This is a genomic window from Psychrobacter immobilis, assembly GCF_003148585.1.
In the GTDB taxonomy this organism is placed as follows: domain Bacteria; phylum Pseudomonadota; class Gammaproteobacteria; order Pseudomonadales; family Moraxellaceae; genus Psychrobacter; species Psychrobacter immobilis.
Genome location: NZ_QGGM01000004.1, coordinates 117981 through 143988, shown reverse-complemented (window position 1 = coordinate 143988; position 26008 = coordinate 117981). Strand labels below are relative to the sequence as shown.

Annotated in this window: 20 protein-coding genes; 5 read left to right on the top strand and 15 right to left on the bottom strand. The window is 43.5% G+C overall.

Annotated features, from left to right (window positions below):
• Window positions 1–105: 105 nt before the first annotated feature.
• The 6 genes from C8D84_RS05410 to sdhC form a co-directional block, all read right to left on the bottom strand.
• Window positions 106–2988, bottom strand: a complete 2883-nt coding sequence (locus C8D84_RS05410) for a 2-oxoglutarate dehydrogenase E1 component (protein ID WP_109590627.1) — start codon at window positions 2986–2988, stop codon at window positions 106–108.
• A 763-nt stretch (window positions 2989–3751) separates the two neighbouring features.
• The gene (locus C8D84_RS05405) at window positions 3752–5056 is read right to left on the bottom strand and encodes an RNA-guided endonuclease InsQ/TnpB family protein (RefSeq protein ID WP_087813902.1); all 1305 of its coding nucleotides are present in this window, start codon (window positions 5054–5056) and stop codon (window positions 3752–3754) included.
• 507 nt (window positions 5057–5563) lie between these two features.
• Window positions 5564–6274 carry a succinate dehydrogenase iron-sulfur subunit gene (locus tag C8D84_RS05400; RefSeq protein ID WP_055123743.1) on the bottom strand — a complete coding sequence of 237 codons (711 nt, stop codon included), beginning with the start codon at window positions 6272–6274 and terminating at the stop codon, window positions 5564–5566.
• A gap of 211 nt (window positions 6275–6485) precedes the next feature.
• A complete protein-coding gene (gene sdhA, locus C8D84_RS05395) occupies window positions 6486–8336 on the bottom strand; it encodes a succinate dehydrogenase flavoprotein subunit (protein WP_087813903.1) in 1851 nt (616 codons plus the stop codon).
• A gap of 463 nt (window positions 8337–8799) precedes the next feature.
• Window positions 8800–9186, bottom strand: a complete 387-nt coding sequence (gene sdhD, locus C8D84_RS05390; RefSeq protein ID WP_228244486.1) for a succinate dehydrogenase, hydrophobic membrane anchor protein — start codon at window positions 9184–9186, stop codon at window positions 8800–8802.
• Window positions 9187–9206: 20 nt separating this feature from the next.
• Window positions 9207–9593, bottom strand: coding sequence for a succinate dehydrogenase, cytochrome b556 subunit (gene sdhC / locus C8D84_RS05385; RefSeq protein WP_083475612.1), 387 nt, complete (start codon window positions 9591–9593; stop codon window positions 9207–9209).
• A gap of 1029 nt (window positions 9594–10622) precedes the next feature.
• Between sdhC and gltA the strand changes: the two genes are divergently transcribed.
• The gene (gene gltA / locus C8D84_RS05380; RefSeq protein ID WP_055123667.1) at window positions 10623–11903 is read left to right on the top strand and encodes a citrate synthase; all 1281 of its coding nucleotides are present in this window, start codon (window positions 10623–10625) and stop codon (window positions 11901–11903) included.
• A 172-nt stretch (window positions 11904–12075) separates the two neighbouring features.
• Here gltA and C8D84_RS05375 read toward each other — a convergent pair whose 3' ends face one another.
• Window positions 12076–13026 carry a hypothetical protein gene (locus C8D84_RS05375; protein WP_109590625.1) on the bottom strand — a complete coding sequence of 317 codons (951 nt, stop codon included), beginning with the start codon at window positions 13024–13026 and terminating at the stop codon, window positions 12076–12078.
• A 72-nt stretch (window positions 13027–13098) separates the two neighbouring features.
• Window positions 13099–13605, bottom strand: a complete 507-nt coding sequence (locus C8D84_RS05370) for a hypothetical protein (RefSeq protein WP_045443744.1) — start codon at window positions 13603–13605, stop codon at window positions 13099–13101.
• Between the two features lie 418 nt (window positions 13606–14023).
• Between C8D84_RS05370 and C8D84_RS05365 the strand changes: the two genes are divergently transcribed.
• Window positions 14024–15313 carry a replication-associated recombination protein A gene (locus tag C8D84_RS05365; protein ID WP_055123669.1) on the top strand — a complete coding sequence of 430 codons (1290 nt, stop codon included), beginning with the start codon at window positions 14024–14026 and terminating at the stop codon, window positions 15311–15313.
• A gap of 325 nt (window positions 15314–15638) precedes the next feature.
• Window positions 15639–16751, top strand: coding sequence for a bifunctional 3,4-dihydroxy-2-butanone-4-phosphate synthase/GTP cyclohydrolase II (ribBA, locus tag C8D84_RS05360; RefSeq protein WP_055123670.1), 1113 nt, complete (start codon window positions 15639–15641; stop codon window positions 16749–16751).
• Window positions 16752–16844: 93 nt separating this feature from the next.
• Here the strand turns inward: ribBA and C8D84_RS05355 are convergent, their stop codons facing one another.
• From C8D84_RS05355 to C8D84_RS05330, 6 genes are all read right to left on the bottom strand, one after another.
• Window positions 16845–17333, bottom strand: coding sequence for an acyl-CoA thioesterase (locus C8D84_RS05355; RefSeq protein WP_055123671.1), 489 nt, complete (start codon window positions 17331–17333; stop codon window positions 16845–16847).
• A gap of 58 nt (window positions 17334–17391) precedes the next feature.
• Window positions 17392–18369 (bottom strand): hypothetical protein, encoded by a 978-nt coding sequence (locus C8D84_RS05350; protein WP_055123672.1) that lies wholly within the window; start codon window positions 18367–18369, stop codon window positions 17392–17394.
• Between the two features lie 101 nt (window positions 18370–18470).
• On the bottom strand, window positions 18471–19460 hold the full coding sequence (locus C8D84_RS05345) for a uroporphyrinogen-III synthase (RefSeq protein WP_109590623.1): 990 nt from the start codon (window positions 19458–19460) through the stop codon (window positions 18471–18473).
• Between the two features lie 98 nt (window positions 19461–19558).
• Window positions 19559–20593, bottom strand: a complete 1035-nt coding sequence (hemC, locus tag C8D84_RS05340) for a hydroxymethylbilane synthase (protein WP_109590621.1) — start codon at window positions 20591–20593, stop codon at window positions 19559–19561.
• A 217-nt stretch (window positions 20594–20810) separates the two neighbouring features.
• Window positions 20811–21548 carry a LytR/AlgR family response regulator transcription factor gene (locus tag C8D84_RS05335; protein ID WP_109590619.1) on the bottom strand — a complete coding sequence of 246 codons (738 nt, stop codon included), beginning with the start codon at window positions 21546–21548 and terminating at the stop codon, window positions 20811–20813.
• Window positions 21549–21852: 304 nt separating this feature from the next.
• Window positions 21853–23004 (bottom strand): sensor histidine kinase, encoded by a 1152-nt coding sequence (locus C8D84_RS05330; protein ID WP_109590617.1) that lies wholly within the window; start codon window positions 23002–23004, stop codon window positions 21853–21855.
• A gap of 125 nt (window positions 23005–23129) precedes the next feature.
• On the opposite strand from C8D84_RS05330, the gene argH reads away from it, so the two are divergent.
• The gene (argH, locus tag C8D84_RS05325; RefSeq protein WP_109590615.1) at window positions 23130–24503 is read left to right on the top strand and encodes an argininosuccinate lyase; all 1374 of its coding nucleotides are present in this window, start codon (window positions 23130–23132) and stop codon (window positions 24501–24503) included.
• Window positions 24504–24809: 306 nt separating this feature from the next.
• Window positions 24810–25100, top strand: coding sequence for an oxidative damage protection protein (locus C8D84_RS05320; protein WP_045443086.1), 291 nt, complete (start codon window positions 24810–24812; stop codon window positions 25098–25100).
• 89 nt (window positions 25101–25189) lie between these two features.
• Here C8D84_RS05320 and phoU read toward each other — a convergent pair whose 3' ends face one another.
• Complete coding sequence (gene phoU, locus C8D84_RS05315; protein ID WP_228244476.1) at window positions 25190–26008, bottom strand: phosphate signaling complex protein PhoU; 819 nt, start codon at window positions 26006–26008, stop codon at window positions 25190–25192.

Genomic DNA, 26008 nt, shown 5'->3' with positions numbered 1-26008 from the left:
TAGGCAGTCAGTGCCATCTTGCATAGCGATCTTAGATAATACTATCTAGATTTTATTACAACATACTGACTGTTATCGCCTGATTCATTTATCTTCAATAATCTGTTACTTAGCCAACTCATCGACACTGATACCAAGACCACCAGCGATCAACGCTTGCTGCTGCTGAGCATGCAGTTTAGGTGACCCTGTGGCAGGTGCTGCACTCGCAGGACGCGCCACTGGCTCCATGACTTTCGCCTTGGTTGGGTGTGGTACGACGATACGGAACATATGCGGTGCTAAATAATACCAAGCGCCTTGGTTCAGCGGCTCTTCTTGCGTCCAAACGATCTCAGCCAAGTTGCTGTATTTTTCAATCTCAGCCATCAAACGCTGCTCTGGTAATGGGTAGAGCTGCTCAATACGAACAATAGCGACATGATCTAGACCTAAGGCGCGGCGCTGCTCAAGCAAATCGTAATAAACTTTACCACCACAAAGCACCATACGAGTGACTTGGTCTGCATTTTGGTTGTCCATCTCTGGCAGTACCGTTTCAAACTTACCATTCGCCAGCTCTTCAAGATTTGAAGTGGCTAGCTTATGACGTAGTAAGCTCTTCGGCGACATGACAATCAATGGCTTACGAATTGGGCGAACTGCTTGACGACGTAGCGCATGATAGATCTGTGCAGGTGTCGTTGGCGTTATTACTTGCATATTGTCTTCAGCGCATAGCTGTAAGAAACGCTCAAGACGAGCAGATGAATGCTCAGGACCTTGACCTTCAAAACCGTGTGGTAATAACATAGTTAGACCACAAACGCGCTGCCACTTGGTCTCACCACTTGAAATAAACTGGTCAATCACCACCTGCGCGCCGTTGACGAAGTCACCAAACTGCGCTTCCCAAACGATCAAGGCATTTGGTACTGTCGTTGCATAACCATATTCAAATGCTAATACCGCTTCTTCTGATAACAATGAGTTATAAGTGGCAAAGCGGGCTTGAGTGTCACTCATATGAGCCAATGGCACATACATACTGCCATCATTGATATTATAGATTTCGCTATGACGATGTGAGAAAGTACCGCGACCCACATCTTCACCAGTGATACGTACCAATACTTTATCGTTATCGACTAGTGATGCGTATGCCAACGTTTCAGCTGCACCCCAGTTTAATGGCTCTTCGCCTGTCTGCATGGCCAAGCGCTGCTCAACTACTTTTTGGACTTGGCGTTGTAACTTATAGCCTTCTGGCATTTCCGCCATACGACGTCCATACCCTTTTAGAATCTCAATGTCGACACTGGTATCCCAATCATCCACCAAATCGTGACCTAAATAAGGTTTCCAATCGACGAACAACTCTTCGTTAGGCTCATTGACCAATGAGTTTGCAACATAGTCACCACGGTCTAGAGACTCACGATAGTCATCTTCATACTGCTTTTCTTCTTCAGCATTCAAGATACCGTCTTCGATGAGTTTTTGTGCATAAATCGTACGAGTCGTTGGTAGTTTCTTGATAACTGCATACATGAGTGGCTGAGTCGCTGACGGCTCATCGGCTTCATTATGACCATTACGGCGATAGCAGAACAGATCGATAATGATGTCTTTATCAAACTCGTGACGGTAATCTAATGCTAACTGCGCGGCAAATACGACCGACTCAGGATCATCACCGTTCACATGTAGGATAGGTGCATGTACCATTTTTGCAACGTCAGTACAGTACTCAGTCGAACGCACGTCTTCTTGACGGCTGGTCGTGAAACCGACTTGGTTATTGATCACAATATGTACAGTACCACCAGTGGTATAAGCACGGGTTTGTGACATTTGGAACGTTTCTTGAACCACGCCTTGACCAGCAAACGCAGCATCACCATGAATAACGATTGGCAATACTGAATTACCGCCTTTATTGTCTAAAAGTGGCTGATCGTTGCGACGCACCTGACGGGCACGTACGGAGCCTTGCAATACCGGTGCTACAATCTCAAGATGTGATGGGTTAAATGCCAAAGCCAAATGCGCTTCACCGCCTGGCGTCATCACATTCGATGAAAAACCATTATGGTATTTAACGTCACCTGAGCCTTTTTCTGGCTGTACTTTACCATCAAACTCGTCGAACAAGTCCGCAGGGTTTTTACCTAAGATATTGACCAATAGGTTTAGGCGACCACGGTGAGCCATACCAATGACCATCTCTTTAGTGCCATAGCCGCCTGCACGTTGGATGATTTCATTGATAGCAGGGATAAAGCTTTCGCCGCCCTCTAGTCCGAAACGCTTAACGCCCGTATATTTACGTGCTAAGTATTTTTCTAGACCTTCAGCTGCTGTTAGCCGCTCAAGAATAGATAAGCGCTTTTCTTTATCAAACTTGATGTAACCTAAGTTGGTTTCTAGATACTTTTCCATCCAGCGTTTTTCAGTACTGGTGGTAACGTGCATGTATTCAGTACCAATGTAACGGCAGTAAACACGTTCCATAATTTCGATGATTTCACGCAATGGCGCTTCGTCTTTACCGATATTTAAATCATTGGTAGGAAATACTGTATCCAGATCAGCTTCTGAAAGGTTATGATAAGCAAGGGTTAAATCTTCCACTTCTGCACGTGGATGTAGATTTAACGGATCAAGCTTGGCGCGGCGATGACCACGGCGACGGTAAGCTGAAATTAGCTGTTGTACACCCATTTGTTTAGGGTTAGCACAGTCGGCTAAGCCTGCGTTTTCAGCAGGCGCTTGAGTGCTGGCTTTATTAGCAGTTTGGTTGCGAGCAAGCAACAAAAACTGCTCCTTAATAGCATTATGCTGTGCATCGTTTGGCGATTTGTATTGTTCAAAATACGTTTGCCAATCGGTATCAACACTATCAGGGTCGTTTAGGTACTGCTCATAAAGAGCTTCTATATAGCTGGCGTTGTCAGCAGCCAGTTCTGTATGTCCTAGGCTTGCGGCTTCTTTAGTTATACTATTCATAATAATCGTCTATTTGATAGATAAATGAATGGAATCGTGCTTATTATTGTGTAATCTGTTGTATGTGAGACATCTAAATACTTAATGCTACAAAAACTCAATCGTATTCTGTTCAGTACTGATTTATGAACCACACTTATTACTATAAAAGAAAAGTACGCTTATCTGTGATTTCGCTTATGACAGACAGTGATGCTAAATAGTGATAATAAGTGCCATTACAATACCTATATTAAAAATATAATTATTTGTGAACGTCCAGTTTTGTTATCTGACTCGTCTCACAACATTAATTTATATATACTGAAGTTAGTCATAACCAATTCATCAAAGATAAACGATCGATGAATTATTGACGCCTTCAGCTGGCCTATTATTTGGCTATCCTCGCTGGAACGTCTGGTTATTTCCAAGCTATCATTGCTTTTATGGCAAACATACGTTGCTGTATAGAGTAGCATAACAGCAGTCCGCGCCATAGTTTGTTTGTTCAATACTAACTATTTAGGTAATGAATATCTACTATCATTCTGGATGTATTATTCCAGTCTATTATTTGTTTTGAATACTTACTTTATCAGTAAGTTAACCATTAACGACTGATAGTGGTTCGTCAAAACAAATAATTATTAAAATAATGCGCTATTCTAACATTTAACGTGGTGAATATCTCTGGCTGAATACTTTTTTCTAACACCAATTATTTGACATACTCCCGCCACTTTCGACAAGCTCAAGTGTGGGATTCTAAAAGCAAAAGCTCTTAGGTGACTTTCTCACGAAGGTCACAAGCTTTCTGTTTCATCGGGCGACCTTTACCGCGTCCTCCCTCCACAGACAAAACGGCATGTCCTACCGTAAGAATATTACGAGCTGCATTAACATCAGCATTCGCAATATAACCACATTCAACGCACTCAAATTTTGCTTGGGTGCGTCTATTTTCTTTGGCAACATGCTTGCACTCAAAACAGGTTTGGCTAGTAAATCTTGGGTTTACTTGGATCAATAATCCACCTTGCCACTGCTGTTTATACTCAAGCATAGTCAACGCCATACCCCAACCCTGATCAAGAATTGATTTATTCAATCCTGATTTGGCTCTGACATTGCGACCTTTGTTTTCAAGCGTACCACTTGCTGATTTCGACATATTAGCTATCTTCAAATCCTCACAGACAATCATGGCGTGGTTTTTGCTGATGTCAGTGGTGATCTTATGCAAGTAGTCATGGCGAATATTGGCGATATGATGGTGAAGCTTTTGGATTTTACGGTTTTGCTTTTTCCAATTATTACTAAATAAGACCTTGCGGCTTAATTGGCGCTGTAGCCTTGCTATCTTGACTTGATTAGCTTTGAAGCTATTTTTGGGCTGAATAATATCAGCGTTTGAGGTAGTGATAAATTTAGTAATCCCTAAATCAATACCAATGGCGGTTTTGGACGGATGGGTCGGTGTTTCAACCTCACGCTCCGTACCGAAAGACACGTACCATTGGCCGGATTTCTTACTGATGGTGATATTCTTTATGACACCTATGATCTCTTGAGATTTTTTAAACTTCACCAAGCCAATACCATTCGGTAATTTGACGCGATTGCCATTAACGCGGCAATATTTATCAAACTGAACCAAGCGGATTGAATCTCGACCATCTGATTTACGTTTAAAACGCGGCATGAGTGGGCGTAGTTGGATTTCAGTGCCGTCGGCAAGCTTGAGGCATTTAGTTTTTCTAGGTTTTCTGTTATTTTCTTTCAGCCTTGCATGAACTTTAGGGTCAAAAAAGCGCGACCAAGCAGAAGCGAGATCACGAACTTTCTGTTGTAAAGATACCGCATTGGAGCTTGTTTTTAAGAATGCAAAATCAGGATTGGCTTTAATATCCATGATTTTATTAACCAAATTCGTTGCATTAATAAACTCATTCTTAGCAAACATCTCAAACGATATGGCCAGCATTTGATTCCAAACAAAGCGCGCAGAACCAACAAGGTTATTTAAGATAACCTCTTGCTCTGCGTTAGGCTCAAGCCTAAACTTATACGCTTTACTGATTTTCATAACACCAATTCATTTTCGTCTGACATGTTATCAATACTAAAGATTAACACGATTTATTTCAGTAACTAATCTGTATAAGAATATAAGGCGGTGTTCTAAAAAGTATGGTGACGAAAAAATTTAATACGAAGTCTATGCTAATTTCTCTGATTCCATAGAGCTTTCAAGGCTTCAAAAATTGTTCAAATTTTAGTCAACATATTTTTTGACACACCACCGAATATAATAAATACTAAGTGACATTCCCCTCCGCCCTAATGCCGGGTGGAGTCCTATTTCGCTTTTTTGATAGATTGCTGACGTATATATCATGCCTTCTTACATACAACCAACGTATTGATAGCCCAGCCTTACCTTTAACCATGTCGAATAATCGTCTCTATAAGCCCTATCTGGCACTGAAAGACAATCAAAGAATCTCAGATTATTGTTCATAAAAAACACCACCTAATGATTAGGTGGTGTTTTTCGTACGCTATCTGCAAAAAAACAGACAATTATAAACGATTAACCTGCTTGGTCAATGAGCATATTACGTAAATGACCGATTGCTTTGGTTGGGTTCAAGCCTTTTGGACAAACTGATACACAGTTCATGATACCGCGGCAACGGAATAGACTAAATGGATCATCTAAGCGCGCCAAACGTGCTTGCGTATCACCATCACGGCTATCAGCCACGAAGCGATAAGCGTGCAGTAGTGCTGATGGACCTAAGAATTTATCAGGGTTCCACCAGAACGATGGGCAGCTGGTTGAACAGCATGCACATAGAATACATTCGTACAGACCGTTTAGCTTTTCGCGTTGCTCAGGTGACTGCAAACGCTCTGTCGGCGGTGCTGGCTGATCATTTATCAAGTACGGATGTACTTTCTCATATTGCTCATAGAATTGGTTCATATCAACAACCAAATCGCGAACAACAGGTAGACCTGGTAATGGACGAACCGTGACTTTTTCTGGCAGAGTGTTCATGTTAATGAGACACGCTAGACCATTCTTGCCATTGATGTTCATGCCATCAGAGCCACAAATACCTTCACGGCAAGAGCGACGGAAGGTCAGTGTTTCGTCTTCCTTTTTCAGGCGTAATAACACGTCAAGCAACATACGATCTGAGTCTAGCAACTCAATCGTATACGTTTGCATGCGCGGCGCTGCGTCCAGATCAGGATCGTAGCGATAGATTTCGATGGTGCGAGTACCTCGGCTCATAATGCTAAACTCCACACGTAGGTGATGGCGGGCATACAAAGGTTGCAGCATATCAGCGCTATTGATTAGCCCATATTGACAGTAATTATCAAATATCAACTAATCATATTGTCACGCTGGCATGAGCATGTAGCTGGCGGTCACCTTTTAATAAATGAATAAAAAATAAAACTTTTACGCTGTTCGTATCGCTAAATTGCGCAGTCTAAAATTAATAGACGCGAACTTTCGGTTCGATATAATCAACCGTTAGTGGTACTTTACGAACTGGCTTATAAATGATGCGATTGCCTTCAGAATACCATAAGGTATGCTTCATCCACTCGTGGTCATTACGGCCATTTGGTGCGTAATCATCATCTTCTGGACGGTCATAGTCAGACACGCTATGAGCACCGCGGCTTTCGTGACGCATTGCCGCTGATACCATCGTCGCTTTGGCCACTTCATACAAGTTAGCCACTTCGAATGCTTCAATGCGCGCTGTGTTAAATACTTGTGATTTATCAGCCAAATGGATTTTTTCAATCTTGTCACCAAGCGCTAAAATCTTGTCAACGCCTTCGTCCATCATCGCTTGCGTACGGAACACACTCGCATGCGCTTGCATGGTTGCACGAATCTCGTCAGCCACGTCTTGGGCATTGTAGCCTTCAGTCGACTGTTGTAGCTTGTCTAAACGACCGACCGTATAATCTAGCACGCGTGGATCTAGAGGCTTATAGTTATGATCGGCATGATGGAATTCATCAACGATATGCTTACCAGCAGCACGACCAAATACCAATAGATCAAGCAAAGAGTTGGTACCTAAACGGTTGGCACCGTGAACACTGACACAAGCACATTCACCGATAGCATAAAGACCTTTAACCACGTTGCCTTTTGCATATAGACCGTCTTCGTCCGTACCTGCTTCTAGATCAGGCTTAATGACTTGACCATGGATAGTGGTTGGAATACCGCCCATCATATAGTGAATGGTTGGAATAACGGGAATTGGCTCTTTGGTGATATCAACGTTAGCGAAGTTTTTACCAATCTCAAATACCGATGGCAAACGCTTCATGATAGTTTCTACACCCAAATGGGTCATATCCATTACGATATGGTCAGCGTTTGGACCACAGCCGCGACCTTCTTTGATCTCTTGATCCATAGAACGAGAAACCAAATCACGTGGTGCCAAATCTTTCACGGTTGGCGCATAGCGCTCCATGAACGCTTCGCCATCTTTGTTACGTAAGATAGCGCCTTCACCGCGGCAACCTTCAGTTAACAGTACGCCTGCACCGTGGACACCTGTTGGGTGGAACTGCCAAAACTCCATGTCTTGCAATGGAATACCAGCACGAACCGCCATACCAATACCGTCACCAGTATTGATATAAGCGTTAGTAGATGCCGCAAAGATACGACCTGCACCACCTGTCGCTAAGACAGTAATTGGTGATTGGAATACAGCAACCGTACCTGTTTCTTGCTCAAGCGCGATAACACCGTTGATATTGCCCGCTTCGTCTTTGATCAAATCAAGCGCAATCCACTCAATAAAGAACTCAGTACCTTGCTGCAAATTCTTCTGATATAACGTATGTAGTAGCGCGTGACCCGTACGGTCAGCCGCAGCACACGCACGTTGTACGGCTTTTTCGCCATAGTTTGAGGTATGACCACCGAATGGGCGCTGATAAATCGTGCCGTCTTCGTTACGGTCAAACGGCATGCCCATGTGCTCAAGCTCATAGACAACTTTAGGCGCTTCACGGCACATGTATTCAATCGCGTCTTGGTCACCCAACCAATCTGACCCTTTAACGGTGTCATAAAAGTGAAAATGCCAGTTATCGTTGCTCATGTTGCCCAAACTTGCGCCGATACCGCCCTGAGCCGCAACCGTGTGCGAACGGGTTGGGAATACTTTGGTCAAAACGGCAACTTTCATGCCTGCTTCTGCCAAATGTAGTGAAGCACGCATACCTGAGCCGCCGCCACCAACGATGACTGCATCGTAGTTTAGCGTCTTAATATTACTAATGGTATTATCTTGTCTAGTTGCCATTACGGTTTTCCTAATGCCTATTAATGCTTAGAAGTAAATAAAAAGGCTGTCTCAAAATCATCCTATTGCTGGACAAAACACTTTATTGTCTCGCCACTATTTGCAATTATCAAAGTGGACGACGCTCACAACCTTTAACCACCTAATTTGCATATCTATCGTTATATTGGGTTCGCTCACTGACTAAACCATAGCGCACCTATTATATAAGTGACTGGCTAAGTCAATGATGTCCAACGCTATGATTGGCTATGACTATTTTTGGCTACTAACGGATGACTTTGACATTTGCTAGTCGCGTCCGTTATTGTTTATAGATAAATCAAGTTACAGATAAATAAATATTATCAATACATAGTCTGTTCAATATAATATGGATACAAGGAAGGCAAGTCACTAGAACTACAAATAGTAGACTAAGCGAGCCTGACACCGTATCCAGATTATAGGGGATTGGCTATCGTTAAACAGCAACCACACCGAAACCAGTACCCCAAAAAATCATGATGCCCCAAAATAGAAACACTAAAATAGCGATAATCATCAATGACTGTAGCACTAAGCGTAGACCTGCTGCGCTTGAGCCCAATTTGCCAGTAGTGATATAGTCTGTGAACACGGTCCACATACCAACCCAAGCATGACCAGCTAGGGCAAGTACCGCCACCAAGCTAAATAGGCGCATAGGTAAACTGGTCATAAATGATGACCACTCAAGATAAGTAATATCACCGTGTGTCAAAAAGAAGCCCAGCAATACCACACTATAAACGGCTAAAACGACAGCGCTAATACGCTGGATAATCCAATCGCGTGAGCCTGAACCTGTCAGACCAGTCGCACTTTTGATTCCTGAATCATTTTTTATCATTAGAACATCACCCATACAAATGACGCGACAATTAGAATCGCTGCAATCACAAAACTAACCATAGACGCAGTGCGGCCAGATTTTAGCTCTTCGTTCATGCCCATATCAGCAAATAAGTGCTTGATGCCCATCACAAAGTGATAAGCAATCGCGGCAACAAATATCCATGCTAAGAAGCGCACAAGTACGTTGTCAAATACGGTTTCAAAGCTCTCAGCCGAAGCCAATGAGTTCTGTAGTAACCACAGCATGACAGGAATCAATAAAAATAAAATAATGCCAGAGATACGATGCAAGATAGAGGCGATCGCAATCGGTGAGCGATTAACGCTAATCACTTGGCTTAAAGGCAGATCAATAGGTCGGTTGCTTTTCACAGCGGGCATCCTTTTTGCGGTTATACTCCTGTATCTGCTATCAACGCTTGATATCACTGATGTCGATTAAGCATTGAGCAACACACGAGACGAATAAAGTAAGGAAGAGCTAGCTGACTTCGTTTAGTTTGCGCTAAATATGAAGAAAGGATCGTGGGGTACAAGGTATTGATAAACTGTTTAATATCGCTCGTCAAATCGACAGGTCTATAAAACAACCCGTCTATTATACAACAAAGAAAATAAACATGAGTAAGATCGATTAACTAGTCTATTTTTACTGGTCATATTAATAAAAACAACGCTACTCCGTCATCGATATCAATACAGCCCTTTTACTAATGACTTAAAAATAGAACAGTTAACAAAAGCATTCAAACCCTGGATTACAGATATTGTCTATCAAAACGCTAGTGCGTCGTTGCTCTGGTGCTACTCAGCCATAACCGAGTATGAATAGAAAAACGACACTACATCATGACCACTTATCAATTCGCACAAAGCGAGTGCCAGTTAAGTTCCTACAATTATAAAATGACTGGGCGATAATTACAAATTTATCCCCTAAGTAGTAAAAGGCAAACGCTGGGTTAACAAATAAATAGACAGCGGTCATACGTATTTGCCAAAATTGCTCAATTTTGAGGGAATTTACGCCAAACTCAATTCGTCTACTACGCATACTCTGTCTGTTTTTAACCCGAATATTAATCAAACCTGCTACATTATTATCGTAAAATTCTTTAAAAATTATGCGGATAATGTAGCTGTACTTACTGTCATAAAAACAAGCTTTCTAAGCAAAATAACCAATCAGACATATTTTGATACAAAAATTACAGTGAATAAACACGACTAAACCGTGCCAATTGGTGCTATTGATGGTAAAAGTCTTTTCAAATCATAAGTAATTACTGCTAATATACCCTGCGTATTAAATGAGTTAAATGCATTTTTATGATTTGACTAACGATAGACCGAGGGTATGCGTCTGTCGTAATTTTATTCTAACAAGCTAAAACCAATGGAGAGCAATTTATGGCTGACACTAATGCCAAACTAACCGTCAATGGTAAAGAATACGAGTTTCCTATTATCGAAGGTACTTTAGGGCGTCCAGTTCTAGATATTGCTGCTCTACAAGAATCAGGATTTTGGTCTTATGACCCTGGTTTTAAAGTAACCGCCCCTGTTGAATCAAAGATTACTTATATTGATGGCGGTAAAGGTGAGCTACTACACCGCGGCTACCCTATCGATCAATTGGCAAATAATGCTGAATATTTGGAAGTGGCTTATGCCTTGATTCATGGCGATTTGCCGAACGCTGAGCAAAAAGCAGATTTTTTTGAAAAAATCCGTAAGCATACGGGTGTTCATGATCAATTGCGTAAGTTCTTTGAAGGCTTCCGCCGTGACGCACATCCAATGGCCATTATGGTTGGTGTCGTTGGTGCTTTATCCGCGTTTTATCATGAAGCATTAGATGTCAGTAACGAAGAGCATCGTGAAATCACGGCTATCCGTCTAATCGCTAAAATGCCAACGCTTGCTGCAATGAGTTATAAATACTCGCAAGGCGAACCGTTCATGTATCCACGCAATGACTTTAGCTATGCTGAAAACTTCTTATACATGATGTTTGCCACGCCTGCTGATGTTGATTACCAAACCAATGACGTCATCACTCGCGCCATGGACAAAATCTTTACTTTGCATGCTGACCACGAGCAAAACGCGTCAACGTCTACGGTACGTCTAGCTGGTTCTACTGGCGCCAACCCTTATGCGTGTATCGCTGCTGGTATCGCCGCCCTTTGGGGACCATCACATGGCGGCGCGAACGAAGCCGTGCTTGAGATGTTAGATGAGATCGGTTCAGTTGAAAATGTGCCTGAATTCATGGAAAAAGTGAAGAGCCGTGAAGTGAAACTGATGGGCTTTGGTCATCGCGTTTATAAAAACTTTGATCCACGCGCACAAGTAATGAAAGAAACTTGTGACGAAGTATTGGGTGCATTGGGCATCAATGATCCTAAGCTTGAGCTTGCCATGGCACTTGAGAAAATCGCTTTAGAAGACCCGTTCTTCGTTGAGCGTAACTTGTATCCAAACGTTGATTTTTACTCGGGCATTATCCTAAAAGCCATCGGTATCCCGACGTCAATGTTTACCGTAATCTTCTCATTGGCTCGTACTTCTGGTTGGATCAGCCATTGGTTAGAGATGCACAGCACACCGTTCAAAATTGGTCGTCCACGTCAGTTATACACTGGTGAAACGCATCGCGACTTCGTTAAAGTTGAAGACCGTAAATAGTCACTTATATTTTAGTTTTTAGAACCATAAAAAATCCCGCCATCGTGCGGGATTTTTTATGGTTCTTTTTTTATGGTTCTTACTGTCTCATTTGATACGGTTAGCCACATTACATTTTATAAAAACCCTATCGGTTACTGAATGAATAACTGGTTGAGTGACAGAATTGCGGCTACTGGAATTCTGTTAGTGTTTGCTCATATTTGGCAATTTGCTCATCATAACCTTTAATGGTGTCATTAAACTTAGTCATAAGCGTCTCAAATTCTTTTTGTTGATTCAGTTTCATCTGCTGCATATCAAGCACTTGCTGAGCTTCTATCTGCTCCCAAACCTGATGCTGAATAATCAAACGCGCTAATGCTGGGCTCTTGGCACTGAGTCTACCAGCAATTTCTGCATGCTCAAATAATTGCGGTACTAACGTCGCGATATTAATTAACGTATCAACATCTTCTGCGCTAAGAGGCGTCGTCACAGGCTGATAAAGCGCTTCCATCGCTTTCTGGTAGCTTTCGATGATTTGATCTTCTGTTAGCATGACGGGCTTACGCGGCTCAAGGCTAATGCGCTTTAACACCGTTAAATCACGCTCGCCAACTTCCGTACTGGTATTGATATCAGCCTCAGCGGGGATATCCACTTCATCATCTGTGGTGTTAGCAGATAGTGAGCTGCTATCAGTTGTATCGCTGTTATTCTTCATCACGTTATTAGTATTAGTATCGCTAGCAGCAGTATCATCATTTATCAGCAATGAATCCTCACTATCTGAGCTATCAGCGGCTTGTAAGGATTCATACTCTGCTTGTAAACGACGCTGTAGCCTTTGTGCTTGCGCGACATAGATAGGCTGAAACTGCTTTATACGGGTAGCAGCAGAATCACTTGGGCGCATAGGCTGACTGTCTTCAGTGCTCGTTTTTTCAACGCTCTGACTGTCTTCTGGCGCAGGTTGAGTCTCTGCTTGCTGCTGACAACCACTTAACAGCAATACGCCGCTGAGTGTTGCCGCAAGCAAGGTTGACGAGTGCTGTAAAAGGTTGTTGTTTTGATTGATAGAATCATCAACCACATCTTTATTCATTTTATAATTGGGCTTTTTTGACAAAAATTTAAACATAAGGGTACGTGTCCTTGTTAAGGCAAAATAATAAAAACCAAAGTCGTCATGGCAATCCATTGCCAATGGATATCACTTCATATTGTCGTCAGACTTCACAATTAAAAATGGAATACAAGTTTCTAATGCTTGACAGTCTTGTCCACGCTGACGACGAATAAAATAATCCTGAACCATACGCGCCTGCTGTTCGATACCGTAGTTAAAGAAGGATTTGCCTGTCTTGAGCACATAATCATAACGGCGATCAATAAGTGCACCGCGCACCACTTTTAAGCCTTGCTGTAATTGCCATACATGGGTTAATTCATGTATCAGCCAGCTTTTTTTACTCAATGAAGCATCGCTAAAATCTATTATCCAATCTGCTGGGTTAAAATAAATATTGCCATTAGGACTAACGGCATAATGTTTCAACACCCACCAAGCAGTCTTGAGCTGAACCTCATCGAGATTGATGCTGTCGCCAAATACTGAACGCGCCAGCGCTATCTCACCTGTAGTAAGCAAACGTGATTGCTGCTTGGCACTGCGATATAAATAGCGAGCAAACAAGCGCTGTAATATCGGCGGAGACATCATGACGGTAATACCTTATGCCTAATGAATGGATGATCACAAATGATAGGTCGTAAATCGCGCGTGATATCTGCGGTCTATCAATGCTGTTGAACCGTTAATAGGGATAAAAGCATAAAAATCAAAGTATTTGGGACATAAGCTGTACACTTGATTGACTTTTATTAACGTAAATCTGCGTTAGCCTATCGTGTATGACACATACTAAATAGCATCTTTATAAATTAGCCTACTTTTACTACTCATGTCTAATATTCATTAGTGCGAAAATCATGCCAAACAGACAGATATGGTCTTTTTCCATAGCAATGATGAATGTAATCTAGGATGTAGTCATTTAGATGCAGCAATAAAAACCCATTAATCACTGTCGTTATGAACTAATTGATAGCTGTTTAAATTGATAATAGAGATTTCTATGCCGCCTAATTTTCATGCCGATACACCCCTTGCCCAGCGTATGCGCCCAACGACACTTGATGCAATCATTGGTCAAGAACATCTACTAGCGGCAGGTGCGCCCTTGCGGCGTTTGGTCGAACAAGGGCATCTGCCATCGATTATTTTGCATGGTGAAGCTGGCATCGGCAAAACGACTATTGCCATGCTGTTGGCTGATGCTGTTGGCAGGCCTTTTCATGCCTTGTCTGCCTTGAATACTGGGGTCAAACAACTGCGAGAAGTGTTAGACAATAAGGACTCATTGGCATTTGAATCGCCAGTGGTTTTTATCGATGAGATACACCGCTTTAACAAGGCTCAGCAAGATGCACTACTGGGCGCGGTCGAATCTGGTGATATTACCTTGATTGGTGCGACAACTGAAAACCCCTCCTTTAGTGTCAATAATGCCCTGCTATCACGTTGCCAAGTATATCGTTTAGAGCCACTGACGCCTGAGCAAATCAGTGCGGTATTGCAAAGGGCAATTTCAGAAGATTCAGTGCTGAAAAATTTGACGGTTGATTTACAAGCACAGGACACTATCAGCCAACTGGCGCATGGCGATGCTAGAAAGGCGCTAAATTTATTAGAGCTTGCTATTCAAACGGCGGACACTAAGCAATCACCGCTCGTCATTAACGATGAATTGGTCGCCCGTGTCGCCCAAACAGCTCTAGTTCGCTATGACAAAGATGGTGAGCAGCATTACGATATTATCTCGGCGATGATAAAGTCCGTACGTGGCTCAGACCCTGATGCTGCGCTTTATTGGATGGCGCGGATGCTCGTGGGCGGTGAGCCTGCTGATTTTATCGCGCGGCGTTTGGTCATCTTGGCCAGTGAAGATATTGGTAATGCCAACCCTAATGCTTTACTGCTTGCCGATGCAGCATTACGTAGTGTGCAGTCAATTGGTATGCCAGAAGCGCGTATTATCTTGGGGCAAGTAGTGGTTTATCTGGCGACCAGTGCCAAAAGTAACAGCACTTATAAAGCCATCAATGCTGCGATGGCGTTGGCAGAAAAAGATGCCTCTCCTGTGCCGCTACACCTACGTAATGGCGTGACCAAACTGATGCGTAATCGAGGCTATGGTCAAGGTTACGCCTATCCACACGATTATCCCAATCACTATTATCCGCAAAGCTATTTACCAGATAATTTAGTAGGTACCAGCTTTTATGAATTTGCCGACAACCAGCGCGAGCAACACAGCAAACAGTTTATGGATTGGCTAAAAAGCCAAGCAGCCAGTAATGACTGATGGCTCACATGGTCGATTAGCCCTTTGCTTAATACACCATTGAATACATGAATCGTCGTGACCATTAGTAATACTTATCACTATATTTGACAGTCTGGCCCATATAGTTTCGAGATGAAGCAGCACAGTGGGCTGAAAAGCGTTAAAATGTCCTCATATTGATATATGAGTAATGATTAAATAACGTCTACGGTGGATTAATTTGATCCAATGCACTTTGCCTAACCGCAACAGCGCTCTGTAGCATCTACTGTTACAATAGACAGATAATGCTTTATATTCCACATCACACCTATCTATAAATAATAAAATATTGAGACTTACTATGAGTTTAAATACGATTCCTGAGATTATCGAAGACATTCGTGCTGGCAAGATGGTCATCTTAATGGATGATGAAGACCGTGAAAATGAAGGTGATATCATTATGGCAGCGACCCATGTGCGCCCTGAAGATATTAACTTTATGATTACTCATGCACGTGGTTTGGTCTGCTTGACCTTGTCACAAGCACGCTGCCAACAGTTGGCATTGCCGCTGATGTCTGATCGTAACGAAGCAAAATTTAGCACCAACTTTACGGTTTCTATCGAAGCCGCTGAAGGCGTTACGACGGGTATCTCTGCTGCTGACCGTGCACGTACGATTCAAGCCGCGGTTTCTTCTTCGGCAAAACCTGAAGACATCGTCCAGCCTGGACATATCTTCCCAATCATGGCTCAAAATGGTGGCGTCTTGCACCGCGCTGGACATACCGAAGCTGGTTGTGATTTAGCACGCCTAGCAGGGCTTGAGCCCGCAGCAGTGATTGTCGAAATCATCAATGCTGATGGTACGATGGCGCGCCGTGATGACCTTGAGATATTTGCCGAAGAGCATGGCATCAAGATGGGTACAATTGCTGACCTCATCAACTACCGCATCGCGAACGAGCAAACGGTAGAAGAAATTGAGTCGCGTCCTTTTGAAACGGAATACGGCACCTTTACGCTACATCGCTTCCGCGAATTTGGCGCTGATGAAACGCATTTGGCTTTGGTAAAAGGCGATGTGAGCGAAGGCGTCAGCACTGTCCGTGTCCATGGTTTTCACCCACTACGCGACTTGTTTGCTGCCAAAAATGATATGACGGGTCGTAGTGGCTGGAGCGTACGCTCAGCGCTGGAGGAAATTAGTAATTCAGATCGCGGCGTATTAGTTTGGATTGGTAGCAACCAGCCAATAGATTTAGGAGAGGCGTTAGACAAAGCGGCAGACAATGAATCGCAATCGACCATTACCCAGCAGCCGTATCGCAGCATTGGTGTTGGCGCACAGATTTTGCGTCATTTAGGCGTTCGTGATATGCGTTTATTATCATCACCCATGAAGTTTTACGCATTATCAGGCTTTGATTTGAACGTCATCGATTTCGTACATGCGCCAAAGCAAGATTAATATTTGACTGATTGATTCGATATCAGCCACATAGCAAAAGGTACGCTAACATAACGTTAGCGTGCCTTTTTTTCATTTATTTAATATTCAGTGCTAAAGCTTCGGTATATGACCAACTTTTGCTTCTAATGCCAATAGCCGAGCGCGCTCTTCCTCTGTCCAAGCTAACTTACGCTTTCCCTCACTATCGAGACGTACCACGACTGCCTCAGCCGTCGCGACGATGGCTGCTTGCGCGGTGCTATAGTAGCTATATTCCATCACGATACTCGTATTCCCTAAACGCTGACAGCGCACTCCTAATAGCAAAGTATCAGGATAAGTCACTGGGCGTAAATACTGGCAACTTGATTGTGCCAATACCGTCACCATACTACCATCAAACATACCTAGCGCCTGCAAATAGCCAATTCGTGCTGATTCAGCGTAACGGTAATAAATCACATTATTTAAATGGTTAAACGCATCCATCTCGCCCCAGTGAATGGGCTGGTGATGAATAATGGGATAATGTGACAATTCGTCAGGATGATTATCTGCGATATTGGAGGCTGCATGTGCTGCTTGATTCAAACTGTCCATAACGTCACTTCTCTTATTTTTGTATTCATAAATCTATCAATCAACATCCAATGAACCACTAACGCTGAGATTTATCCAAAATCTGAGTGGTCAACAATGGCGTTGGTTTCGGTGCATTGGCAATCAATTTATCTAACCAATCTATGACTTCTCCGATATTTGTCGGAGAGGATCTGGTTGGTAGGTTCTTGTCGGTAGAGGTTTGCTTTTTGCCTACGGACGCATCATTAGAGGCGTTTTCAGTATTAGTCATGGCTGCCTTTGGCGCTGACTCTTGAGGAATAGCAGACTTCGGCACCAAGGTTTGTAGTTGATTTCGTGCTTGACGCAGATAACCAACCAGCTGCTCTTGTTCGCGCATATTACTGGCTTGACTGGCCAGATTTAAGGTCATAATCACTTCGTGAATGGTCAGTTGTTTGCGCGAGAGGCTCATATTATTATCAGCGCTATCGTGCGGTGTCGCCTCGCTACTCACACGCTCATAGCTGTGCAAAAACTCTTGAATATTTTGGATGGCGAGGTTTTGTAGCTGCCAAGGACTGGGCTGAGTGCTGCTCGCCTGCAAACGTTCGATGTCTTTTATCAAGCTTTGTTTGATCACAACCGTTAGCGCTGGAGCAATCTCATTGCTGCTTTGCGAAAGCTGCCAATGTAGACCACGCAACAAATCAATCGCTGCACTGTCGTTATTGTCTGCCAACAATCTATCAGCGGCTTGTATCTGAATACGCAATAAATCTAACTGGTTTTGTGCTTGGCTACTGGCGGCAGATCGAGGCTCTGGCAGCGTCTGCTGACTCATCGCAAATAGACGGTCATCCATCTCATTCAGACGGCTGACGACTTGCTCGTTGCTTTGCAAACGCTCATTAACACTATGCTGGAAACGCTGCTGGCTGATGTAGAGCCACAATAGGGCCGCGATAAGCAACAAGATAACCAACCACTGCAGGCGCAACAAAAACACATTTGCTTGTCGGCGCTGCTGAGTAGCAGAAGGTTCCTGAGATAACGATTCAGAATTGATTGACATAAGGCAGCACCGTTATTTTGGTTAAAACAGGTTTAAAGCGAATAAATAAAAAGTGAAACATAATAGATAAGGACAGATCATCGGTTGGTACATTTATACATTTAACAGGCTTTAGCATGGATAGCAGCAAGAATGGTTTCTGGCGCCAAATCTTCCACACGCCAATAACTTAACTGCTGCTCAGCGACCATATTAGCTAAGCGCTCACCCAACACCACATAAGAAAAGTCTGACAATTTATAGGGCAAAATAGCGGGGTTTTCTCTGGCTGTGTGTTGCTTTAATGCCTTTTCTGCTACAGCCCGAACGATGCTTTCCCAATGCTCAAAGGCTGTACCGCTACTGACCACAACGATTGGCTTTGGCTGACTAGCTGATGTATCTTGCATACCATTGCGAGCTAGAAACCCTTGTAGCCACTGCTCGTATTGAGCCAGCGCATCGACTGGCATTATGCGCTCATACCAAGCAATGCTATCGATATGCACACCGCGTGCCAGCAACGTATCGACCAATAATCGCCTACCACCCAATCCACGCCACACGAGCAACTTGTCACCTGCTTGCAAACGCTCAATCTCAGGCATCGCTAGCATACCTTCGTTATTGGCAATGTGAGGCTGAAGTACTTGATAGTTCGACGCCTCGATTTTGGCATTGTTTAACACCGACGCGGTCGCTTCACCCACGGCAATCAAGTAGCTCGGAGCTTGCAGAGCATTAATTGCTATATCTTTTCGCTCATTATTACTGTCATTGTCATCGTCATGGTTTTGAGCTTGACGCTTATCTTCAAGCGCTTGCCAAACAGCCAGTCCTGAAGCGGCCGCCGTTGGGCTAACAATCACAAGCGCCTTATAATCGCCTGCTAGCCACTGCCGCATCAGCATCATGTCTTGCTCAGTCGTTGGGCGCGATTGTAACGTCAACATCGGTATCTCTACCACCGTCAGCCCTGCTGCTTGTAGATGATCTGTCAATGCAGCGGCACGCTCTACTGGGCGAGTATTGATGACTACTTGCGTGGGTGATGACTCATTATTTGATTGACTGTTAGCAATAAGCTGGGCGTGATTTAATGTTGATGACATAGACGTACCATGACAAAAGACTGATAGAATTGGCTTAACGATAGCCCTAGCATCAATAATACTGGGGCTATGACTAAGATAATCAAAATACTGGCCTGTTATTCAGGATGATAAATCGCGGATAAGATATCACCCGCGCCATCGGCAAGCAGTATATTGGCAACATCGATACCAAGCTGATTAGCCTGTACTTCTTGCTCGGCTTGTGTGCCAATCAACGTGACGCGTTTTTCTGCTTTTAGCAGCTCACTGCCATCCGCTTGACCGACGCGGCCACGCAGCCATAACACATTGCCGTTGTCGTTATTGCCATTGTCACCGTTATCATCATTGTTGATGCTCATTTCATCCGCCATTTGTAACACGGCATAAGCGGCGATCGGCACTTGGCAGCCACCCTCTAAGTGACGGTTCAGCGCGCGCTCAGCAATGAGACGGATACGAGCTTTATCATCATTCAGTGGTGCCAGTAATTTTAACACCTCATCATCACCTTCGCGGCATTCGATCGCTAAGGCGCCTTGACCAACCGCAGGCAGGCAGGCATTGATATCAAGCTCGCCGCGTATGCGCTCATCCAGCTCGATACGCTGCAAACCACTGGTCGCTAAAATAATCGCATCGTACTCGCCAGCATCTAGCTTGCCCAAACGTGTACCGACGTTACCGCGTAAGGTTTTGATTTGTAGGTCTGGGCGATAGGCTTTAAGCTGACACTGACGACGCAAACTTGACGTGCCAACAACTGCCCCTTGCGGCAATTCATCAATACTATTATAGGTATTAGACACAAAAGCATCAGTCGGTGAGGCGCGTTTGCAATAGACGCCCAGCATCAAGCCTTCTGGAAGCTGCATCGGTACGTCTTTTAATGAATGTACCGCGATGTCCGCTTGTTTGTCATATAGTGCTTGCTCAAGCTCTTTGACAAACAAACCTTTACCGCCAATTTTAGCCAAAGGTGTGTCCAAAATCTTGTCACCCTTAGTGACAATTTTTAGCAAGTTAATCGTCAATTCAGGATACAAATCTAGTAGACGAGCACGGATATGCTCAGCTTGCCATAGTGCTAAAGGGCTCTGACGCGTGGCGATATTCAAGGTAGTCAAAGCAGTTTGCTGCGGATTACTCATAAAGGGCCTCAATAAATTCGATACTGTTCACGTCAGTACTATGCAGGTCAGTATTAAGCAATACTGCAAATTTTCCACAAAAAATGGGCGATATAAACCATATATAGTCAATGCTGACGCAAAAAAATACCCCTATTTAAGCATAAATAAGGGTTTGATGATATGGGATGATTATTTCACGGTTATTTTGCTGTTATTTCACTATACAAACCGCAGCTTACATGCTTTGAATCTTCTCACGTAATGCAGGTAAGTGACGACGGCTAACCGCAAGTGTCTCATCAATGCCTTTAAAGCGTATTTGATATTGTCCTGCATCCAACGTTTCTAAAAAGTCCAAAAAGCTAAGGTTGATGATGGCATTACGGTGTACTCGAAACAGCCGATCCTCAAATTCTTGTTCAAGCTCTTTTAGCGTCTCATCAATCAGGACAATGCCATCTTTGTGACGGACTTTGACGTACTTTTGATCGGCGGTAAAATAATAGATATCTTTGAGCTTGATGAGCTCAACGCCTCGGTGAGTACGAGCAGCGATATGCTCACGTACTGGACGCGCTGTTGGGTCTTCGAGTTTACGAATCTCATTTAACTGCGCCGCGTTCAAATTTTTCGCTTTATCTAGTGCTTCTAGTAACTCGTCTTTATTGGCAGGCTTTAATAAATAACCAATCGCATTGGCTTTTAGCGCGGCAATGGCATAATGATCATAAGCGGTGACAAATATAATGGCTGGCGGATGCTCAAGTTTGGCAAGCTCTTGCGCACAGCGCACCCCATCCATCTCAGGCATACGAATATCTAATAATATGATGTCTGGCTGCTGAGTTTTGACAGCGATAATGGCTTCTGCACCCGTGGTTGCTTGAGCAACGACTTGATGACCTGACTCCTGTACAATTCTAACCAAACGCTCACGTGCTAGTGGCTCATCATCACAAACTACGATACGCATGCAAACTCCAATCCCAGGATAAACTTAGTATTTTTTTCAATGGCCTTACCAACATATTAGCACTCATTACCAATCACTTAGCATAAAAACCTTTAATTATTTCATAAAACAATAACTGGCTATATTGACGTTGATAGCCTTGTGCATTGAGTTTTATTGCGATGCATTTATCGATAATAATTTTTATGGGGAATCATGGCTAAATATAAAGTAAAACAACCCCTTAGCTATAAAGATGGTGCAATAAGTATGCCATACCTATTCCTTGAGAAATAAAATAAAAAAGTAAGCCCCAAAAAAACGGTCATAAACTAACATCTTGCAGCGGATAGTCGATCACAGTAATAATTTGACTACTGGTAACGCTACTTTTAATATCCGCACTTTGGCCGAAATAAGCCCGTAAACGTTCCGCTTGAATATAAAAGTTCATGTGCTGACGTAAATCATGGTTAATAATCATGGTTTTTTTCGGCAGCTCGACACCAATCGTAATCACAACCCGATGCTGCTGCCAAGTGACTCTAATATTGATATAAATTGTTTCAGTGGTCATCTCCACCACATTCAGCAGCATTTTTTCTAGCACGCTCTGTAAGGTCAAGGCGGTAATCACCATGTCATACATGACATCTTCGTCAGGCAATTGCCAACTCACTTCAAGCTTATCCGCTAAGCGGCTAGACTCAATCGCTAGATAGTGCTCACAAAGAGCAATTTCTTCTTCAAAGCTAATCTCTCGTGCCCCATTGAAACTGGCACGGAATAAGGCAGAAACGTGCTGTAATAAAGCGGAAGCTCTTGCTGGATTGGACTCTATCAGTGACACAAGGGTATTGATGGTATTAAAGAAGAAATGTGGAGCGATTCGTGCTTTGATCACATCATTTTGTGCACTCAATTTCTGCTCAAACGATTGTTTGAGCGCATTCGTCTCACGATAACGGCGTAAAAAATACAGTAAGAACACTAAGGTAAAGCCACCACCAATCACCGCATCAAACAATATATTTAGAATAAAAGTTTGACGGTCATATTCAAACCAACCAACATTAATCATTACCAGCATGACTAAAATCATGGATATGGTAGATGCCACCATGAGTAAGGCAAGCACATACATGCTGGCTTTAGGTATGCTCATGCCCTTAAAAATGGGGCGCAAATAATCAATGAGGTATAAGGAAGGAATAATACTCAAGGTGTTTTGCAGGACTCTGCTAAACAGCTGAATCAAAAAATCTGACCACGTGGCAATATCATAGCGATTTATTACCGTGACAAATAGTGACCAAAAAAAGATATAAATGAACCACTGCCAAGGCTTCATGACTTCCATGAGCTTGGGAATAAAAAACTCTAAGCGCTCCGCTAGTAAGGCAACCTCATCCTTTGCTATACTTGAGCTCTTATTCTGCTGACTTGTCTTGTACCGATATGAACGCCAATTCTTCAAAACCTAGTAGTCCCGAATCAAATGTAAACCCATCTGTCTCTGATTCTAGCACAGATGCTCCGATAACAAATAACGCTGCACAAAACAACCCTGTAAGCAGTCCTTCAAACAGCCAAGGCCAGCAGATGTGGGGCGGACGCTTCAGTGAAGCGACGGACAGCTTTGTCGCTGCCTTCACCGCCTCTGTTGGCTTTGACCAACGCTTTGCGCGTCACGATATTCAAGGCTCAATCGCCCACGCGACCATGCTTAAAGAATGTGACATTTTGACCGCTGACGAAGTAGCCACCATTATTGATGGTCTGCATCAGGTACTGCGCGAGATTGAGGCTGGCGAGTTTAAATGGTCAATCGCGCTAGAAGACGTGCACATGAATGTTGAGTCGCGCTTGACTGACATCATCGGCGCAGTTGGTAAAAAACTGCATACGGGTCGTAGCCGTAACGATCAGGTTGCCACCGATATTCGTCTTTGGCTACGCGAAGAGACTGATAATATCATTGCCTTATTAGTACGCTTGCAAAGTGGTTTGCTTGATTTGGCTGAGCAGCATACTGACACTATTATGCCTGGCTTTACGCATTTACAAACGGCGCAGCCAGTGAGCTTTGGTCATCACGTCATGGCGTGGTTTGAGATGTTATATCGCGATACCGAACGTCTGGTCGATGCGCGCCGCCGTATTAATCAAATGCCACTTGGTAGTGCTGCCCTTGCTGGCACGACATTCCCCATCGATCGTACCATTACTGCTGAATTACTGGGTTTCGAAGGTATTTGCCAAAACTCGCTTGATGCTGTCTCAGATCGTGACTTTGCGATTGAGTTCACCTCAGCCGCGTCTATCCTTATGATGCATATGTCACGGATGAGCGAAGAGATTATCCTATGGATGTCAGCGCAGTTTAACTTTGTGCAAATCCCTGATCGCTTCTGTACTGGCTCATCCATCATGCCGCAAAAGAAGAATCCTGATGTGCCAGAGTTGGTTCGCGGTAAAGCAGCACGTGTTTTTGGCCAATTGATGACACTCCTTAGCCTGATGAAAAGCCAGCCACTGGCTTATAACAAAGACAACCAAGAAGACAAAGAGCCGCTGTTTGATTGCGTCGATACGCTTACCGGCTGTTTATTGGCTTTTGCTGATATGTTACCGAATATCACTCCAAATAAAGAAAACATGCGCGCCGCTACGATGAAAGGCTATGCGACTGCGACTGATCTTGCAGATTATCTGGTACGCCAAGGTGTTGCATTCCGTGATGCTCATGAAGTGGTGGGTAATGCCGTTGCTTTGGGTATTGCCGAGGGCGTTGATTTAAGCGATTTGTCATTGGCGCAGCTACAGCAATTTAGCGATGCTATCGGTGATGATGTATTTGACTATCTAACGTTAGAAGGCTCATTAGCAGCTCGTGACCATCTGGGTGGTACAGCGCCAAATCAAGTTAAGCAAGCCGTTGCTCGCGGTCGCAGCCGTTTAGAAGTATTCGCGTAAAAGCGCATTGTTGACCAGACAGCTTCTACCATAAAAAACACCCGCCCCTGCTGCGGGTGTTTTTGATACCATGATGAGGTAAAGTAAATTCAGCTAATAATATTTAAGTCACTTATGCTGAATAAGTGCTAACTAATACCATTCACAGAAATTAGAGTAGCAAGGAAAACGCGTGAAAGTACTACGCCTTGTAGGCTAAGCGAGTTTGACACAGCCAATCTTACTTTTTGGGTTTGGTATCACTATTCTCATGAGTGATTCAATAACATATTTTTATAATAACTAAACCATAATAAGGAACGCCTCATGACTGAGACTTTTAATCCGCAAGCCAATACGGTATTTTGCCGTAAGTATCAGCAGGAATTGCCAAAAATGCCGCACCCGCCTTTTCCTAATAAAAAAGGTCAGGAGCTACAGGAAACGGTATCTGACAAAGCGTGGAAAGAATGGCTTGAACAGCAAACGATGCTGATTAACGAAAACCATCTAAGCATGTTAGATCCTGCTGCCAAAAAATTCCTCACTGAACAACGGGATAAATTTTTAGATAATGAAGATTATGAGCGTGCACAAGGTTGGACGCCAGAGAGCTAGTTATTTTTTATTATTGCCATAAAATAAAAAACGCGCTATTTAATATCGCGCGTTTTTTTGGATGTAAAATTTACGATGAACTGTTTTTTTCAGCCCTCATCACCGTTTGAGTCTACAAAATCCGTGGCTGACTTGACGGCAGGTTTAGTGGCAGATTTAGCGACAGACAGGGTGCTGACTTGGCGCGCCGCCATACGGTCATTGGCTTCTTGCACCGCTTTTTCGACCAGCGCATAGTCGGAATGACGCACATCTTGCCCACTAATATAGTTAATCACCAGTTCTGCAATATTTTGTGCATGATCGCCCACCCGCTCAAGCGCGCGCAATACCCACATAATATTGATGACTTTTGAAACGTGCCGTGAATCTTCCATAATATAGGTCATCAAAGCACGGATGGCTGACTGATACTCATCATTGACCATGCTATCGTTACGCATGACCTCAAACGCTTGCTCAGCATTCGATTGGCTAAATGCCTCTAGCGCATTGTGCAGCATCAAACGAACCTGATTGCTAAGATGTTGAACTTCTGCATAGCCATATGACAGTTTACCTTGTGCCGCAATTTTTTTGGCCATCTGAGCGATTTTCACGGCTTCATCACCGATGCGTTCTAAATCAACCACGCCTTTACTGATGGACATGACCAAGCGTAAATCACTGGCGGCGGGCTGACGTTTTGCGACCAATAGCAAGATATGCTCATCCAACTCGACTTCCATTCGATTGATATCAAAGTCCATATCAATCACCTCTTGCGCCAGTGTCTCATTTTTATCGATAAGCGCATGGATCGCTTTCGCCACTTGGTTGGCCGCGCTATCACCCATGTATAGAAATAGACGGATAGCTTCATCAAGGTCTTGGTCAAAACTTTTGGAGATATGCTTATCGCTTTGCAT